At 63.1% G+C, this 16,611-nt stretch carries 16 protein-coding genes; 8 read left to right on the plus strand and 8 right to left on the minus strand.

Features of this window, described 5'->3' with window-relative positions:
- Nucleotides 1–198 precede the first annotated feature (198 nt).
- The 3 genes from JV241A_RS08385 (at nt 199) to JV241A_RS08395 (ending at nt 4,599) form a co-directional block, all read left to right on the plus strand.
- Nucleotides 199–1,155: a LysR family transcriptional regulator gene (locus tag JV241A_RS08385; RefSeq protein WP_115086139.1), complete on the plus strand. Its 957-nt coding sequence runs from the start codon at nt 199–201 to the stop codon at nt 1,153–1,155.
- Between the two features lie 111 nt (nt 1,156–1,266).
- Nucleotides 1,267–2,832, plus strand: a complete 1,566-nt coding sequence (locus tag JV241A_RS08390) for a PAS domain-containing methyl-accepting chemotaxis protein (protein ID WP_115086140.1) — start codon at nt 1,267–1,269, stop codon at nt 2,830–2,832.
- A gap of 9 nt (nt 2,833–2,841) precedes the next feature.
- A complete protein-coding gene (locus tag JV241A_RS08395) occupies nt 2,842–4,599 on the plus strand; it encodes a GGDEF domain-containing phosphodiesterase (RefSeq protein ID WP_134061925.1) in 1,758 nt (585 codons plus the stop codon).
- Nucleotides 4,600–4,695: 96 nt separating this feature from the next.
- Here JV241A_RS08395 and arsH read toward each other — a convergent pair whose 3' ends face one another.
- Genes arsH through JV241A_RS08410 form a run of 3 tightly spaced genes read right to left on the minus strand, consistent with a single transcriptional unit; the run spans nt 4,696 to nt 6,226 of the window.
- Nucleotides 4,696–5,388, minus strand: a complete 693-nt coding sequence (gene arsH, locus JV241A_RS08400) for an arsenical resistance protein ArsH (protein ID WP_100782374.1) — start codon at nt 5,386–5,388, stop codon at nt 4,696–4,698.
- An 11-nt stretch (nt 5,389–5,399) separates the two neighbouring features.
- The gene (locus JV241A_RS08405) at nt 5,400–5,870 is read right to left on the minus strand and encodes an arsenate reductase ArsC (protein WP_134061927.1); all 471 of its coding nucleotides are present in this window, start codon (nt 5,868–5,870) and stop codon (nt 5,400–5,402) included.
- An 11-nt stretch (nt 5,871–5,881) separates the two neighbouring features.
- A complete protein-coding gene (locus JV241A_RS08410) occupies nt 5,882–6,226 on the minus strand; it encodes a metalloregulator ArsR/SmtB family transcription factor (RefSeq protein ID WP_134061929.1) in 345 nt (114 codons plus the stop codon).
- Nucleotides 6,227–6,372: 146 nt separating this feature from the next.
- On the opposite strand from JV241A_RS08410, the gene JV241A_RS08415 reads away from it, so the two are divergent.
- Nucleotides 6,373–7,413: a DUF1176 domain-containing protein gene (locus JV241A_RS08415; RefSeq protein WP_166675664.1), complete on the plus strand. Its 1,041-nt coding sequence runs from the start codon at nt 6,373–6,375 to the stop codon at nt 7,411–7,413.
- Nucleotides 7,414–7,544: 131 nt separating this feature from the next.
- Here the strand turns inward: JV241A_RS08415 and JV241A_RS08420 are convergent, their stop codons facing one another.
- Both JV241A_RS08420 and JV241A_RS08425 read right to left on the minus strand, forming a co-directional pair.
- Complete coding sequence (locus JV241A_RS08420) at nt 7,545–8,330, minus strand: sulfite exporter TauE/SafE family protein (RefSeq protein WP_115086145.1); 786 nt, start codon at nt 8,328–8,330, stop codon at nt 7,545–7,547.
- Between the two features lie 232 nt (nt 8,331–8,562).
- Nucleotides 8,563–9,186: an XRE family transcriptional regulator gene (locus tag JV241A_RS08425; RefSeq protein ID WP_010227048.1), complete on the minus strand. Its 624-nt coding sequence runs from the start codon at nt 9,184–9,186 to the stop codon at nt 8,563–8,565.
- 121 nt (nt 9,187–9,307) lie between these two features.
- On the opposite strand from JV241A_RS08425, the gene JV241A_RS08430 reads away from it, so the two are divergent.
- The 3 genes from JV241A_RS08430 to JV241A_RS08440 all read left to right on the plus strand — a co-directional run bounded on the left by JV241A_RS08430 (nt 9,308) and on the right by JV241A_RS08440 (nt 11,971).
- Nucleotides 9,308–10,438 carry an FAD-dependent oxidoreductase gene (locus JV241A_RS08430; protein WP_134061933.1) on the plus strand — a complete coding sequence of 377 codons (1,131 nt, stop codon included), beginning with the start codon at nt 9,308–9,310 and terminating at the stop codon, nt 10,436–10,438.
- 19 nt (nt 10,439–10,457) lie between these two features.
- Nucleotides 10,458–10,835: a RidA family protein gene (locus JV241A_RS08435; protein WP_134061935.1), complete on the plus strand. Its 378-nt coding sequence runs from the start codon at nt 10,458–10,460 to the stop codon at nt 10,833–10,835.
- A gap of 71 nt (nt 10,836–10,906) precedes the next feature.
- Complete coding sequence (locus JV241A_RS08440) at nt 10,907–11,971, plus strand: hypothetical protein (protein ID WP_134061937.1); 1,065 nt, start codon at nt 10,907–10,909, stop codon at nt 11,969–11,971.
- A gap of 54 nt (nt 11,972–12,025) precedes the next feature.
- On the opposite strand, the gene JV241A_RS08445 is transcribed toward JV241A_RS08440, so the two are convergent.
- Entirely contained in the window at nt 12,026–13,912 is a 1,887-nt protein-coding gene (locus JV241A_RS08445) for a methyl-accepting chemotaxis protein (protein WP_115086148.1), read from the minus strand.
- A gap of 175 nt (nt 13,913–14,087) precedes the next feature.
- A complete protein-coding gene (locus JV241A_RS08450; protein WP_134061939.1) occupies nt 14,088–14,972 on the minus strand; it encodes a LysR family transcriptional regulator in 885 nt (294 codons plus the stop codon).
- A 123-nt stretch (nt 14,973–15,095) separates the two neighbouring features.
- On the opposite strand from JV241A_RS08450, the gene JV241A_RS08455 reads away from it, so the two are divergent.
- On the plus strand, nt 15,096–15,542 hold the full coding sequence (locus tag JV241A_RS08455) for a PACE efflux transporter (RefSeq protein WP_115086150.1): 447 nt from the start codon (nt 15,096–15,098) through the stop codon (nt 15,540–15,542).
- Nucleotides 15,543–15,551: 9 nt separating this feature from the next.
- Here JV241A_RS08455 and JV241A_RS08460 read toward each other — a convergent pair whose 3' ends face one another.
- A complete protein-coding gene (locus tag JV241A_RS08460) occupies nt 15,552–16,598 on the minus strand; it encodes a hypothetical protein (RefSeq protein ID WP_134061941.1) in 1,047 nt (348 codons plus the stop codon).
- Nucleotides 16,599–16,611: the final 13 nt, after the last annotated feature.

Below are 16,611 nucleotides of genomic sequence, written 5' to 3' on the forward strand. Positions count from 1 at the left end.
ACCTGTTTTTCTCACCTAAATTGATGATCTACATCAGTTTTTCGCTCGCCTGCGCCCTCTATATTGAATTTAAAGGAATGAATAACTCTCTCCGCCACGCTGCGAAGTTTTGGTGTGAAAGTTTATAAAACAATAAGGAATCGCCCGTTAGGTTGAGTGCTGTTACGCAGTGCACTCGATCATCATCCGGTGTTACCCATGAAGTCGACCGTTGTCTCTGTTGCCCGCAAACTCAAACTCTATCAATTGGTGGTCTTCGACCAGGTGCTGCGCAGCGGCTCGCTGGTGGGCGCGGCCCAGGCGTTGAACCTGACCCAGCCGGCGGTGACCAAGATCATTCACGAAATGGAAGCCTTCCTCGGCGCCGCCTTGCTGGTGCGCGGCAACCGCGGGGTGCGCGCCACCGAGTTGGGCGGGGTGGTGGTGCGCCGGGCCCATGCCATGCTCACCGAACTGCGCAGCCTCACCGATGAGGTTAACGCCTACCACAGCGGCACCACCGGCCAGGTCATGGTCGGCTCGCTGACCTCGTCATCGGCCTTGCTGTTGCCGCATACCCTGCGCTTGCTCAAGGAGAGTGCGCCGGGGGTGCTGGTGACGGTGCGGGTCGGGCACATGGACCAGCTGTTCTCAAGCCTGCTGGCCGGTGAGCTGGATATTGTCGTCGGGCGCATCCCGGACGACTGGCGCTGGCATGAGTACGAGCCGCGGCTGAAGGTCGATGTGCTGTGCGAGGAGGGGTTGTGCATCGTCGCCGGCGCCGAACACCCGCTGCACGCCAGCGGTCGACCTGTGAGCCTGGCCGAGCTGCATCCGTTCCCGTGGATTCTGCCGCCGCGCAGCGGCCTGCTGCGGCGCACCGTCGACCGTCTGTTCGAGGAGCTGGACCTGGGTCCACCGGCCAATGTCATCGAATCGATTGCGGCCCTGACCAACTACGAACTGATGCAGGACCAACAGACCGTCGGCTTTTTCCCCCTGCAAACCACCCAGCAGTTGGCTCATGGCGGCAAGCTCAAGGCGTTCGACCTCGGCAAGCCATTGAGCTTCGGCCGTATCGGTTGCTTCTACTCGGCCAATCGCAACCTCGACCCGGCCAGCCGGCTGTTCCGCGAATGCCTGACCCTGGCCAATCGGCCCAATGCGCAAAATTAACCCGCTATTCCATATCGCTATAGCTGAAGCCGCTCTATTCATGAGGTATGGCTAATGGCCACACCTACAATGCGGGTACCGATTGATCCCGCAATAACGGATACCCAGCGCATGAGAAGCAATCTGCCGGTCACCCAGCAGGAAGTCATCTTCCAGAACGAACAGCGGCTGATTTCTGCCACCGACCTGCACGGCAACCTGACCTACTGCAATGATGAGCTGGTGGCCATCAGTGGCTTCAGCCGTGACGAGCTGCTGGGCAGCCCGCACAATATCGTCCGTCACCCGGACATGCCGGAGGCGGTGTTTGCCCACATGTGGTCGTACCTCAAGGACGGCAAGAGCTGGATGGGCATCGTCAAGAACCGTTGCCGCAATGGCGATCACTATTGGGTCAGCGCCTATGTCACGCCGATCCTCGAAGGGGCCGTGGTGGTGGGCTACGAGTCGGTGCGGGTCAAGCCGCAGCGTGCCGATATCGAGCGCGCCGCCGCGCTCTATGAGCGTATGCGTACGGGCAAAAAAAACTGGAACCTGAAAGGCCTGGCACAGGTGTTGAAGGAACAGGCACTGGCGCCCGTGGCGCTGGGTGTTCCGGGCCTTGCCGCGGTGATCTACCTGGACACCTGGGCTGCCCTTGGCGTGCTGGCCTGTGGCTTTGTCGGCATGCAGGTGGCCGCCCACTGGAACCTGCAGCACAAGTTCGCCCTGGCCAGGCGCGCCACCGGCGACAGTTTCGACAGCGAGCTGATTGCCCGCACCTACACCGACGAGCAGGGCGCCGTAGCGCAGTTGATGATGGCGCTGATCAGCGAACAGGCCAAGGTGCGCACGGCCCTGAGCCGCTCAGGCGACTATGCGCAGAAGACTGAAAGCATGGCCGGCGAAAGCGGCAAGCTGGCCCAGGCCTCCGAGTCGTCGCTGCAACGCCAGCGCGATGAAACCGACATGGCAGCCACTGCCATGACCCAGATGGCCGCATCGATCTCCGAGGTGTCGACCCACATCCACGACACTGCCCGCGAAGCCGACGACGTCAACCAGCTGACTCGCGTAGGCTCCGAAGAGGCTGGCAAGACCCGTCTGGTGATCGAGAAACTGCAGGACACGGTGAACCAGATCAGCCAGTCGGTGGAGAACTTCGCCGACGAAACCCAGTCGATCCAGATCGCCTCGAACATGATTCGCCAGATCGCCGACCAGACCAACCTGCTGGCCCTCAATGCCGCCATTGAAGCGGCGCGGGCCGGCGAGCAGGGCCGTGGGTTTGCCGTGGTCGCCGATGAGGTACGGGCGCTGGCGTTCAAGACCCAGGAGTCGACCGAAACCATCCAGACCATCATCCAGTCGCTGCACAGCGCTGCCAACCAGGCGGTGGATATCGCCCGTCAGGGCAGTGACGAGGCCCATGCCGGTGTCGATCAGGTGATCGCCACCCAGAACGCTCTGGAAGGCATCGGCGTGGCGGTCGAGCATATCCACCAGATGACCGAGCAGATGGCCGCCGCCTCCGAGCAGCAGGCCCATGTCGCCGAAGACATCAGCCGGCAGATCACCACCATCGCCCAGGTCTCGGAGCAGAACGTCGATATCGCCGCCAGCTCCGCGACCATCGGCCGTGAGCTTGAGCACACGGCGCATGAGATGTATGCGCTGGTGGACCGGTTCAACCGCTAGGCCGCGATCATGACCCGAGAAGATTTCGACAAGCTCGCGGCCAACGCCGAGCGCGAGCTGACCAGCATTCCCTATGCGATTTTCGAAGCTGCCGCCGACGCTATTGTCATCACTGATGAGTGGGGGCGGGTGCAGGCAATCAACGCGGCCGCGCAGAAACTGTTCGGCTACAGTTTTGCCGAACTTGCCGGCGCGAATATTGCCCGGCTGATGCCCAGGGCCTACGCCGAGCGTCATGATCAGTGCCTGGCGTCCTACCGCGCCGGCGCCGGGCGCAAGCTCAATGGCCTGGTGCGCGAGCTGCTCGGCAAGCGCAAGGACGGTTCGTTGTTTGACCTGCACGTCAGTGTCGGCGAGCTGTTGCTAGGCGGCCGGCAGTTGCTGATCGGGGTCTGCTATGACATCAGTGAGCAGTTGCAGATGCATCGGCGCATCAACCACCTGGCCAGCCACGACACCCTGACCCATTGCATGAACCGCAGCGCCCTGCATGAGCGCCTGCAACAGGAGATCGCCCTGGCGGTAGCCCATGTGCAGCAACTGGTGCTGGTGTTCATCGACCTCGATGGATTGAAGAACATCAACGACAACCATGGCCATTACGTCGGTGACCGTGTGCTGGTCGGCGTCGCCGAGCGCTTTCGCCAGTGCCTGGCCGGCATGGGCCTGCTGGCCAGGGTCGGCGGTGACGAGTTTGTCGTGGTCGTGCGCCAGCCATTTGCCGAGCAGGGCGGCATGAGCCTGGCCACGCGCCTGTTCGACTGCCTGCAGGCACCGCTGCGGATCGATGGCATGGCCCTGACTGCGCGCGCGAGCCTCGGGGTCAGCACCTGCGCCAATTGCCCTGAGGGCGAAACGCCGGCGCCCGATCAACTGATCATCGATGCCGACTTTGCCATGTATCAGGCGAAGAAGGCCGGCGGTAGTCGCATCGCCTGTTTCAACCCGGCCATGCGCATCACCCAGCACCGCGAACAGCAGCGTCTGGAGCGCTTGCGCCAGGCTATCGAAACTCAGCAGCTGGAGCTGCATTACCAGCCGCAGTTCGGGCTGGCCGACCCGCAACGGATCACCGGGCTTGAGGCCTTGCTGCGCTGGAACGACGGGGCCAATGGCCCGGTGTCGCCCGAGGTGTTCATCCCCCTGGCCGAGCAGAACGGCCTGATGTCAGCGCTCAACGCCTGGGTGGTTACACGGGCATGTGCGGACAACCGTGCGCTGATCGAGGCCGGCCTGCTGGACGTACCGGTGGCGGTGAACATGAGTGGCTATTCGTTCATGCAGTGCGATTTTGTCGCCAAGCTTACGGCCATCCTCGAGCGCAGCGGCCTGCCGGCCAACCGCCTGGAAATCGAGGTGACCGAAACGGCCGCGCTCAAGGATATCGAGCAGGCCCGGCAGAACGTTTTGCTGTTGCAAGGTATGGGCGTGCGGGTGTCGATCGATGATTTCGGTACTGGCTATTCATCGCCCAGTACCTTGCGCGCCTTGCCGTTCGAGAAGCTCAAGATCGACCGGGTGTTCATCAGCGAGGTCCAGGGCAACCCGATTGACCAGGCCATCGTCAAAGGCTACCTGATGCTGGCCGAGAGCTTGAGGATCCAGGTGGTGGCCGAGGGCGTGGAGACCCGCGAGCAGCTGGATTACCTCAAGGCACAGGGGTGCAGTTTCGGTCAGGGTTTCTGGTTCTGCCGACCGTTGCCGATGGACAGGTTGCTGCAGTTTGTCATGGGGCGTGAGCGGGCCGGGTGTCGGCTGGTCAGATAGCTGTGGCAAGGCTTGTCTTGACTCGATCATCCCCTGCACAACGGCAATGAACTCACCTGGAAAAGGACTTCCCGACACCTTCCTGCAGGCCGCCGTTCAGATCGAACGCTGGCCAACCCGCTGTGACAACGCCTCTGCCGATTCCTTGCGCTCGGAGTAGCGGTCCACCAGGTAATCGCTACGCCCGCGCAGCAGCAGGGTGAACTTGACCAGCTCTTCCATCACGTCGACCACGCGGTCGTAGTAGGCCGAAGGTTTCATCCGGTCGTTACCGTCAAACTCCAGCCAGGCCTTGGGTACCGAGGACTGGTTGGGGATGGTGAACATGCGCATCCAGCGCCCCAGTACACGCAGCTGATTGACCACGTTGAACGACTGCGAGCCGCCACACACCTGCATCACCGCCAGGGTCTTGCCCTGGGTCGGGCGCACTGCACCCATGGCCAATGGCACCCAGTCGATCTGCGCCTTGAACACCGCCGACATGGCGCCGTGACGCTCCGGCGAGCACCACACCTGGCCTTCGGACCATTGCATGAGTTCGCGCAGTTCGACGACCTTGGGATGGTTGTCGGGCGCGTCGTCAGGCAGGGGCAGGCCGCTGGGGTTGAAGATCCGCGTTTCGGCGCCGAAGTGTTCGAGCAGGCGTGCGGCTTCCTCGGTCAGCAGGCGGCTGAACGAGCGTTCGCGGGTTGAGCCATAGAGCAGCAGGATGCGTGGTTTGTGTCCGTCATGTGCGGCGTTGGCCGGGATCAGGTCGAGATCGAGATTGGGTAGGTGGTCGCTCATTGGGGCTCCGTTTACAAAGTGCCGATGCGGTCGATTTCAGCCTGGAGCTGGTCGCGGCTCAGGCGCTCGAAGGGCAGGGAGAGGAAGGTTTTGCAGCGCAGCTCTATGTGCGCCAGGGAGGCGTCGAAGGCGGCATCGAGCTGGGCTTCGCTGCCATGGACTTCGGAAGGGTCTGCCAGGCCCCAGTGGGTTTTCAGTGCCGGGCCGAAGTACAGCGGACAGGCTTCGCCAGCGGCGTTGTCGCAAACGGTGATGACAATGTCCGGCGGGTTGTTGGCGAAGGCGTCGTTGCCTTTGCTGGTCAGGCCGCGGATGTCGATACTCGCGCGTTGCAGGGTCGACAGGCTGCGAGGATGCACCTGGCCCTTGGGAAAACTACCGGCGCTGACCGCTTCGAAACCGGCCGGAGCCAGGTGATTGAACAGCGCCTCGGACAGGATGCTGCGACAGCTATTGGCAGTGCACATGAACAGGACTCGCATGGGACAACTCCTTAGCAGCAGCTTGCACGGGCAGGGCGATCACCCATGCCGTCGAGACGGGTGCTGTCGGCGTCGAGCCACTGGCCATTGGCCTCGAGGGTCAGCTGCAGCACTTCCCTCACCCAGGCCGGCAGTTGCGGGTTGAGCCGGTAATACACCCACTGGCCCTGACGGCGGTCGAGCAACAGGCCGCAGGTGCGCAGTTGGGCCAAATGCCGGGAGATTTTCGGCTGGCTGTCGTCGAGCGCGCACATCAGCTCGCACACGCACAGCTCGCCTTCGCGAACGATCAGCAGCGTGGCGCGGGCGCGGGTTTCATCGGCCAGGCATTTGAACAGGGCGGCAGGGGTAAGCATCGAATCGACCCGAGGGTAATATGTGGAAAATCGAATATACGGATATCCGCATATATATGGCAAGCCCGATGTGCTAACCGGCCAGCAGCTCCCCGATCAGGATGCCCAGCGGTAGAATGCGCCGCTCACCTGAAACGGAATTCATCATGACCGCACCGCTGCATGCCGCCTTTCTCTCCCTGCTGGCCTTGCCTGGCGCTACCCAGGCCGCGCCCGCAGAACCGGTACCGCTGTACCAGCCCCTCAAGGACTGGGTGGTGGGCTGTGACAACACCCGCGAGTGCACGGCGCTGGCGGCCGATACCAGGGCCGACATGCCGCTTGGAGTCCAGGTGGTGCGAGGGGCTGGCAGCGATGGCCAACTGCAGGTGACGATTTACAGCAGGAGCTCGCTGGAGGGGCCGTTACAGCTCGATGGCAAGCCGCTGGCGCTACCGTTGAACGAGGCACAGGACAACGGCGTGGTTTACTGGCACGCCAGTGGCGAGCAGGCCATGACCCTGCTCAAGGCCTTGCGCAATGGTTCGCAGCTGACCTCGCAGAGCAATGATGGCCAGCTCGGCAGTTCTCTCAACGGTCTGAGTGCTTCGTTGTTGCTGATCGATTCGGTGCAGGGGCGGGTGGGGCATCGCAGTGCCTTCGTCCGCCCAGGTGTGGCGTCGGACAGCGCCGTGCCGCCGGCGCCGGCGCTGCCGAAGCTGGCGCCATTTGTACGCCCCGAACCGATGGGCGAAGCAGAGGCCAGGCGTATTACCGAGGTGGTCATGGCGGCCACCGCAGGCGACTGGCGCGATCCTGACGCGGACTGGACACCGGACAGCGCCCAGGCTTATGCCTTGAGCCGGGATACTGCGCTGGTCAGCTTTCGTTTCGGCTGCGGCGCCTACAACTGCGAATATGTGCTGTACACCACTTCGCGGGCTCACCCCGAGCAGGCGAAGGCGTTGCAGTTCGAGAATATTGCCGGGCAGGAGCAGTGGGGCGATTTCGGTGGTTCGGTGGGTTATGACCCGGACACCGGCGTGCTCAGCAGTTTCATCCTGGCCCGAGGCATAGGCGATTGCGGTGTCGACCAGAGCTGGCGCTTCGATGGTGAGCGCATGCAACTGCGCTCGCTGGCGCGGATGGGCAGTTGCAGCGGCAGCTGGCCGGACAAGTGGCCGGTGCTGTGGCGCACGCAGGATTGAACCTTGGGGCTACGGCGTAGCCCATCGCCGGCAAGGCCGGCTCCCACAGGGGGTGATGTCGCCTGCTACCCCTGTGGGCGCTGGCCTTGCCAGCGATTAAGTGCGTAGCACTCGTAGATCAAGCGACACACTCAGAACGCCAGCTTGTAGCCGATCATCAGCAGCATGCCCGCCAGGCAAGGGCGCAGGATGCTGTCGGAAATCCGTCCGGTCAGGTGGCTGCCCATGTAGATGCCCGGCAGCGAGCCCAGCAGCAGGTAGCCGAGCAGCGACCAGTCCATGTTGCCCATGCTCGCATGGCCCAGGCCTGCGACCAGGGTCAGTGGCACGGCGTGGGCGATTTCGGTGCCGACCAGGCGGCGGGTAACCAGGTAGGGGTAGAGCAGGAACAGCGCCACGGTCCCCAGGGCGCCAGCGCCGATGGAGGTCAGCGAGACCATGACGCCGAGCACCACACCGGTGGCTACGGTCAGCAGGTTGAGGCTGGTGCCGCTCAGGTGATAGCGGTCGCCGGCATGTTTGCTGGCGAATGCCTGGAGTTTGCTTTTGAACAGGATGGCCAGGGCAGTGAGGACCAGAACGACGGCCAGGCCTTGTTTGATGATGGCGTTGGCGGCCTGGGTGTCGGCGTCCAGGCTGGCGAGGAACCACAGGGTCAGGGCTGCGGCCGGGACGCTGCCGAGGGTCAGCCAGCCGGTGATTTTCCAGTCGATATTCTTGTTCTTGCCGTGGACCCAGACGCCGCTGGCTTTGGTGATGGCGGCGTAGAGCAGGTCGGTGCCTACGGCGGTGGCGGGGTTGATGCCGAACCACAGCAGGATCGGGGTCATCAGCGAGCCGCCGCCGACGCCGGTCATGCCGACAATGAATCCTACTACCAGGCCTGCAAGGGTAAAACCGAAAGAACCTACATCCATAAGTAACCTAAACGCCCAACGTGCCCGTGATCGGATGGCAGCCAGCATAAAGGTTTTTTTATAGCTAAATAGACTAGTTCGTTATTAGGTTATAACTGTGTGAGGTGTCGGGAGGGAGAAGACTATCCGTTTGCCAGGGGACAGCTCCAGCAAAAATGCTTGCCCCACCAGGGCGCTACGCTGCTCTTGTGGGAGCGGGCTTGACCCGCGATGCGATATCACAGGCAGCGCATCACCGATCCGTCATCACCACCATCACATGCGCATCCCCGCCATCTTCCGTCTCCGACAGATAAATATGCCCGACATTGCTGTTGAAGTACGCCGTCTCCTGCGGGCCAATGCTCACGGCTTCACCCGTCTCGAACACAATGCGCACCCGCCCGCTGAGCACCAGGGCAAATTCCTGCCCCGGGTGGCGGATGAATTCATCGAACTGTTGCCGCTCGCGGGCGATGATCCGCGCATACATTGGCGTCATCAGCCGCTCGGGAAATTCCCCGGCGATCGGGTGGTAGTCGTAGGTCCCAGTGCTGTAGCCGGGCGCTGTGGGCAGGGAGTTGACCACCACCGTGGTCGGCACCGGCATATCGCTCACGCCTGAAGCGCGAAACAGCTGGGCAATATCAACCTTCAGCGCCCGCGCCGCCGCCGCCAGTTTCTCGTAGCTCACCGAGACCTGGGCCAGTTCCATTTTCGACAGGGTCGACACCGGTACCCCGGACAGCGCTGACAGTTGCTTGAGCGTCAGTTGCTGGGCCTTGCGCACGCTACGCAGGCGCGCTCCGACTTCGGCGCGGTCAATCAGTGGCAGCGCACCAGGGCGGTCGTCGGCAGGGGAGCGGTCGGCACTCATCAAGCATCTCGGTCAGACAAAACGGACCCGCATCTTACCGTGGCGGCTTGCATAATCCGAAATTCTCATATATTAGAATTCTCACAAATGATAATTTCACTGCGCAGGCGATTGCACGGCTATGACAGAGACCTTCGATATCGTGATCATCGGCGCCGGTATTGCCGGCGCTTCATTGGGCTATCGCCTGGCTGACGGACAACGGGTGCTGATGCTCGAGCGCGAAGCCCAGGCCGGTTACCACTCCACAGGGCGCTCGGCCGCGATGTTCATGGAGGCTTACGGCACACCGCAGATCCAGGCGCTGACCCGGGCCAGCCGGGCCTTCTATGAGTCGCCGCCGCCAGGCTTCTGCGAGCATGCGCTGCTGGAGCCGCGGGGCTGTCTGTATGTGGCGACGCTGGAGCAACAGGCGCTGCTCGACAGCACCTATGCCCAAAGCCTGGCCAACGGCACCGAGGTCACCTTGCTCGACCGCGATGGGGCGCTGGCGCTGGTGCCGAGCCTGCGTGCCGAGGTATTGGCCGGAGCAGTGCTGGAGCCCGGTGCCATGGACCTGGATGTGCATGCGCTGCACCAGGGCTTTCTGCGCGGTTACCGCCAGGCCGGCGGCCAGTTGCGGTGCAACGCCGAGGTGGTGGAGGGCCGCTATCACGAGGGCCACTGGCACCTGAGCCTGGCCGACGGCAGCGGCATTCAGGCCCGCCAGGTGGTCAATGCCGCGGGCGCCTGGGCCGATCGCATCGCTGCGGTCTGTGGTATCCAGCCCATCGGCCTGCAGCCGTGCCGACGCTCGGCGTTTACCTTCGAAGGCCCGCAGGACCAGGCCTTCAGCCGATGGCCAGCGGTGATCGGCGTCGATGAAAGCTTTTATTTCAAACCCGATGCCGGGCAGTTGCTCGGCTCGCCGGCCAACGCCGACCCGGTCGAGCCCCAGGACGTGATGCCCGAAGAGCTCGACGTGGCCATCGGCATCTACAACATCGAAGCCATCACCACCCTGGCGATTCGCCGGCCCAGCCATACCTGGGCCGGGCTGCGTTCGTTCGTTGCCGATGGCGACCTGGTGATCGGCCGCGACCCGCAGAATCCGGCGTTTTTCTGGCTGGCGGCGCAAGGCGGTTACGGTATCCAGTCCGCCGCTGGCGCTTCGCAACTGGCGTGCGCGCTGCTGCTTGAGCAGCCGCTTGCAGCAACCTTGAGCGCCGAAGGGGTCGAGCCGCAACGCTTGTCCCCGGCGCGCTTTCGTTAACCCCCGAAGGAGATTTCCCATGAGCTCAACTATCCAGCGTATCCCCAGCCACCTGCCGTATCCGTTTTCCAAGGCGGTGAAGGTCGGCGGCTTTCTGTTCCTTTCCGGGCAGATCCCCATGCGCGCCGACGGCGAAGTGGTGCGTGGCGACATTCAGGTTCAGACCCGGGCCGCTCTGGAACGCATCGGCGAAACCCTGGCCGAATGCGGCGTCGGTTTCGATCAGGTGATCAAGGCCACTGTGTGGCTGTCCGACATGGCCCATTTCGCCGGTTTCAACGAGGTGTACAAAAGCTTCTTCGCCAACAGCTACCCGGTGCGCTCCACCGTCAGTGCCGGCCTGGCCCTGGGCGTGGATGTCGAGATCGAGGTACAGGCCTGGATCGGCAACGACTGAGTCAGAAAGGCAACACTGGGTAAAAACAACAACAAGGCCCGGACAGGGCCATCGATACCAGAGGGTTGGAAATGAAAGAGCAGCTGAAAATTGCAGGCGCCTTTATCGGCGTGATCGTTGGCGCGGGTTTCGCCTCGGGGCGGGAGCTGTTGCTGTTCTTTGTCGACTTCGGCCTCTGGGGCCTGCTCGGGGCGCTGGTCAGCGCAGCGTTGTTCACTTTCCTCGGCATGGCCCTGGCCGGGCTGGGCAATCGCTTGCAGGCGGCCTCGCACAAGGATGTGGTGTATGCCATCTGCGGGCGCCACTTGGGCTTGTTAGTCGACCTGTTGATCACCTTCTTCATGTTCGCGGTCACCGTAGTGATGCTTGCTGGCGGTGGGGCCTTGCTGGAACAGCAGTTCGCCATTCCGGCGCTGGCCGGTAGCATGCTGGTCACCGTGCTGGTGGTGGCGGTGGTGTGCCTGGATGTGCAAAAGGTGATCCTGCTGATCGGTGCGGTGACGCCGTTTCTGATCCTCATCGCCACGGCCATTGCCTTGTACGCGGTGTTCACCCGCGAGCTGAGCTTTGCCGCCCTGGACCAGGTGGCCAGCCAGCAGGAGGCGGGCACCAGCCACTGGTTGCTCGGTGCGTTCCTGTACGTGTCGTACAACATCGTCGCCGGTGCGCCGATCCTGGCGATTCTCGGCGGCTCGGCACGCCTGGAGAAGACCGCGATCTGGGGCGGGATTCTTGGCGGTGCGGCTTTGGGCGGGCTGATGTTGGTGATGAGCGCAGGGCTGCTGTCACGCCTGGATACCATCGCTGATCTGCCGATGCCGATGCTGTCGATTGCCAGCGAAATTTCCCCGGCACTGGGCGTGATCATGTGCGTGATCATCTTCGGCATGATCGTCAACACCGCGGTGGGCACGTTGTATTCGTTCCTGGCGCGGCTATTGCCGGCGGGCACCCGCAGTTTTCGTCTGGGCTCGGTGGCGGCGGGAGTGGCGGCGTTTGTCTGCAGCCTGATCGGCTTTATCAGCCTGGTCGGCCAGGTCTATCCGTTCTTCGGTTACCTGGGCTTCGTGCTGATGCTGGCGGTATTGATCGGCTGGTTGCGCCTGGGGCGGGCCAAGCGGGTGCTGGCGGTGTAGCGGGGAGGGGTAAAGCAAAGGGGCCGCAAATGGCCCCTTTGTTGTTTACGCGTGTCAGATCTTGAAGCTGTCGACCAGTTGCTTCAGGCGCCCGGCCTGCTGGGCCAGGGCATCGCAATGACGCAGGGTGTCATTGAGGTTGGCCACGCCTTGCTGGTTCAGCACGTTGATCTGGGTGATGTCCAGGTTCAGGCTTTCGACCACGGCGGTCTGCTCTTCGGTCGCGGCAGCCACCGACTGGTTCATGCCGTCGATCTCGCCGATGCGCTGGGTCACGCTGCTCAGGCGCTCGCCGGCCTGGTTGGCGACCAGCACGCTTTCTTCGCTGGAGACCTGGCTGGCGTTCATGTTGTGCACCGCCTCGCGGGAACCGACCTGCAGGGTGGTGATCATCTTGTGGATTTCTTCGGCCGACTCCTGGGTGCGGTGGGCCAGGTTGCGGACCTCGTCGGCAACCACGGCGAAACCACGCCCGGCTTCACCGGCACGGGCCGCTTCGATGGCGGCGTTGAGCGCCAGCAGGTTGGTCTGCTGGGAGATGCCCTTGATCACGTCGAGGATCTGGCCGATGTCATCGGTGCTGGCGTTGAGGGTTTCGATCTGCTCGCAGGATTCGCTGATCTTCTGCGACAGCGAAGTCATTGCCGAGATGGTTTCCTGCACCACCTGACGACCGTCGTTGGCCTGCTCGCTGGCGCCGCTGGCGTGTTGCGAGGCGTCGGCGGCGTTGCGGGCGATTTCCTGGGTGGCGGCGCCCAGCTCGTTGATCGCTGCGGCCACGCTGTTGGTGCGCATGCTTTGTTCTTCGGAACCTGTGATCGAGGCGTTGGAGGCGCTCATCACGCGCTCGGACAGGTCGTGAACCTGGCGAGTGGCCGAGGACACTTCGGCAATCGAGGCATGAATCCGCTCGACGAACTGGTTGAAGGCACCGGCCAATTCACCGAACTCGTCCTTGTTCTCGACGACCAGGCGGCGGGTCAGGTCGCCTTCGCCCTGGGCGATGTCCTGCATGGCACGGCCCATGGTGGTCAGCGGACGCATCAGCACTGGAATCAGCAGGCTCAGCAGGCCGGCGATGGCAGCCACGGCGATCAACATGGCGATGATGGCCGAGGTGCGGAACTGGCTCAGACCTGCGTAGGCTTTGTCACGGTCGATCGACAGGCCGATGTACCAGTCAGCCGTCGGCAGACCGCTGACCGGGGCGAAGGAAATGATCCGGTCCTGTTTGTTCAGGGTCACCTCGTGGGTGCCCGGGGCGATATGCAGGTTGCTGCCCGGGTAGATGTCCTTGAGGTTCTTCATCACCTGGTCTTTGTCCGGGCTGACGATCACCTGGCCGTTACGGTCGACCAGGAAGGCGTGGCCGATACCGCCGAAGTCCACGGCATTGATGATGTCGACCAGGGTTGCCAGGCTCAGGTCGCCGCCGACCACGCCGAGCAGCTCGCCGTTGGCCTTGCTCTTCACCGGCATGCCAATGGTGACCACCAGGCCGCCGACCGCGGCCATGTATGGCGGGGTCAGCATCGTCTGGTTGGCGGTCACGGCAGCGGTGTACCACGGACGCTGGCGCGGGTCGTAGCCGTCGGGCATCTTCGCGTCCGGACGCTGGGTGAACACGCCGTTGGACTGGCCGACATAGGTGAACTGGAAGTTGCTGGTGTACGAAGGCTGGTCGACCAGCCCCGGGAGGTCGGCGTTGGCGCCCTGGTGGGCGACGTCCTGGGCGAGGTTTTCCAGGACCAGGATGCGTCCGCTCATCCAGTTCTGCACACTGCTGGCGGCCAGCGCGCCGGCCTGCTTGACCGACGAGTCGATGTTCTGTCGGATGGTGCTGCGTTGCAGATAATCGTTGTAAAGCGTGAACAGTGCAAATGCCAGAACCACGACGCCGCAGGCGCACAGCAGGATCTTGTGGCGAAATTTCAGGTTCATGTTCCGAGACCTTGTGCCAGTAAAGAGGAGTGCCGAGCGGCGCTTTTGGCGTGTGCTCGTACCTATCCAGACGGGTATCGGCCGCGAAACTGAAAAATTGATAGGAAGTTTTGCCGCAGGGGCTGACAGGATTTTCCTACGGCCTGCTCTGGCGTGCGTGTTGCAGCCCGGTGCGTTACTGCACGCCCAGTAAACGCACCAGTTCCTGGGCGGCTTTTTGCAGCGGCTGGTGCTGGCGCCAGAACGCATGCACCGGCAGTTGCAGCTCGTTGCGGGTGTTGCTGAAATCCAGGCGCACCAAGCGTCCCGCGCCCAATAAAGGCGCCACGCGCGACAGCGGGAAGTCGCCCCAGCCAAGGCCGGCTTCGACCATCTCGATGGCCATGGCCAGGCTGTCGGTGCGCCAGTGCGCCTTGCCGATCAGGGCGCGGGTGTCGCTCAGCGGCAGGTCGCGGCTGGCTACCAGGATCTGCCTTACGTTGGCCAGGTCTTCAAGGTAGACGATTTGCCGTGGGCGTTGCTGCAGGGCCGGGTGCTGTGGGCCGATGCAGGCCACCAGCGATTCCATGCCGATGTTCTGAAAGCGCTGCCGGGCGTCCACCGCCAGCCCGGCAAAGGCCAGGCACAGGCTGACGCGGCCGTCGTGCAGCAGTTGCAGGGCATCTTCCTGCGGGGTCGTCAGCACCTCGACATCCAACAGGGGATGACGCTCGCTGATGGTTCTGATCGCTGCCAGCAGGCGCGTGTGGTCGATGTCCGGTACCACGCTGATGCTCAGGGTGCTTTCCAGCCCCTGGGACAACTCCAGTGCATGCACCTGCAACTGCCCGAGCTGATTGGCGATCATCCGTGCGTGGGGTTCCAGGGCCTGGGCCATGGCGGTGGGGCGGGTTTCCCGGTGGGTGCGTTCGAACAGGGTGAAGCCCAGCTCCGCTTCGAGGTTGCCGATCGCCATGCTCACTGCCGAAGGCACTCGGCCCAAAGCCCGGGCGGCGGCGGAAAACGAGCCGCGGTCGAGCACGGCGAGAAATAGTTCGATGTTGTCGCTGGAAAAGTTCATGGCAATCTCCTGTCAGTCAATCTGATAGCTGCTGACTTTGGCTGTCAAGAAGATTGACGCATGCTTGCCCGCCTCAGCTGCCCTGAAGGGCGGCGTTTTTACGGCAAAACCGAGGTTAGCAACGTGCAAGGTGTCAAACGCAAACTGGTCTACGTGACCGCCTATGAACTGATCGGCCTGTGCATGTCGACCCTGGGCCTGGCCTACCTGGCCGACAGCGCGCCGAGCAATACCGGGCCGCTGGCGGTAATGATCACTACCATCGCCATGGCCTGGAACTTCATCTACAACACCCTGTTCGAGTACTGGGAAAGCCGTCAGGCCAAGCGCGGTCGAAGTGTTGCCCGGCGGCTGGCGCATGCGATCGGCTTTCAGCTGACCCTGGTGGTGTACTTGATTCCGCTGATTGCCTGGTGGCTGGACATGAGCCTGCTTGAGGCCTTTGTCGTCGACCTGGCCTTTATCATCCTGATCCCGTGCTACACCTTCATCTACAACTGGCTGTTCGACCGGATCTTCGGCTTGCCGACCTCGGCCCAGGCCCAGCCGGACAACCGCGTCACCGCATAAACCGCGCCTTTATTGGGCGGGCAGGGTGATCACCTGGGCGGCGGGCTGTGGTTCGCGCTCGGGGCCTTCGGCGGCCAGCAGGCTGTCTTCTATCTCCCCCGACAGGTAGTAGACCCCGGCCATGGCGCCGGTCTTGCGGTTCTCCATCAGTTCGCGCCATTCCTCGTTCAGTGCCACGTTGAGGATCACTCGCAGCTGCTCGATCATCGCCGGTTGTTCACGGTTGTGGGTCATGACGCCGATACCGGTTGCCGCCAGGGAAATCACCGTGCCCGCCGCGCGACCGACGGCCGCCGCCACTGCGCTGGCAATGCCCCGTGGCGCCAGGGTGGCGCCGAGCTTTTCACTGGCTTGCCGGGCGACCGATGACAAGCCGATGTCCGAGCGCTGGGTGCCGGCGCGCACGGCACTGTGCATGCGTTTGATCAGCGCCGCATAAGCGGGTTGCTGCTCCAGCGGTTTGCTGTACAGCAGTTGATGAAGCGAAGCGTTGTTATTGGCCGGTGGCCCGAGGCCGATGGCCTGGATCCGCGTCAGGTGCAGGTTGAACTGCTCGGGTGGCGCGCGGTAGCGCTGGGCAATCTGCTGCAACTGCTGGCCAAGCAGCTGGATATACAGCTCCATGGCCCGGTCGCGAATGGCTTCGGGGTCGATTTCCTTGGCCACCGGGTCCAGCACCCGCTCGTGGTACTGCTGCTGCAGGTACAGGGCCAGGCGTTTTTCCGGCGGATCCTTGCCGTCGCCGCTGTTCATCTTGTACCAGGCCACTTTCATGGTCAGCCATTGCTGGGTCCAATAACCGGTGAACCAGGGGATGAAGTCGCTTTCGGTGTACTGCTGCACACGCTCCTTCCACACCCGCATGGAGCGCCGGGCATAGTCGTTGACCGAACTGGTGGTGGCCAGCGACGCGTCGATGATGTCCCGGTCGATCTGTTGCCAGGTCGCGGCGCTGACCGGGATGGGCGGCAGTTCCGGGGCCTTTTGCCGTGAGCCGCAGCCGCCCAGCGCCAGTAAAAAGGCGAGCAACAGGGCGATGAGCGGGGAACGCGGCATCAACTCGCAGCCC

Source organism: Pseudomonas sp. JV241A (genome assembly GCF_900275665.1).
Classification (GTDB): domain Bacteria; phylum Pseudomonadota; class Gammaproteobacteria; order Pseudomonadales; family Pseudomonadaceae; genus Aquipseudomonas; species Aquipseudomonas wadenswilerensis.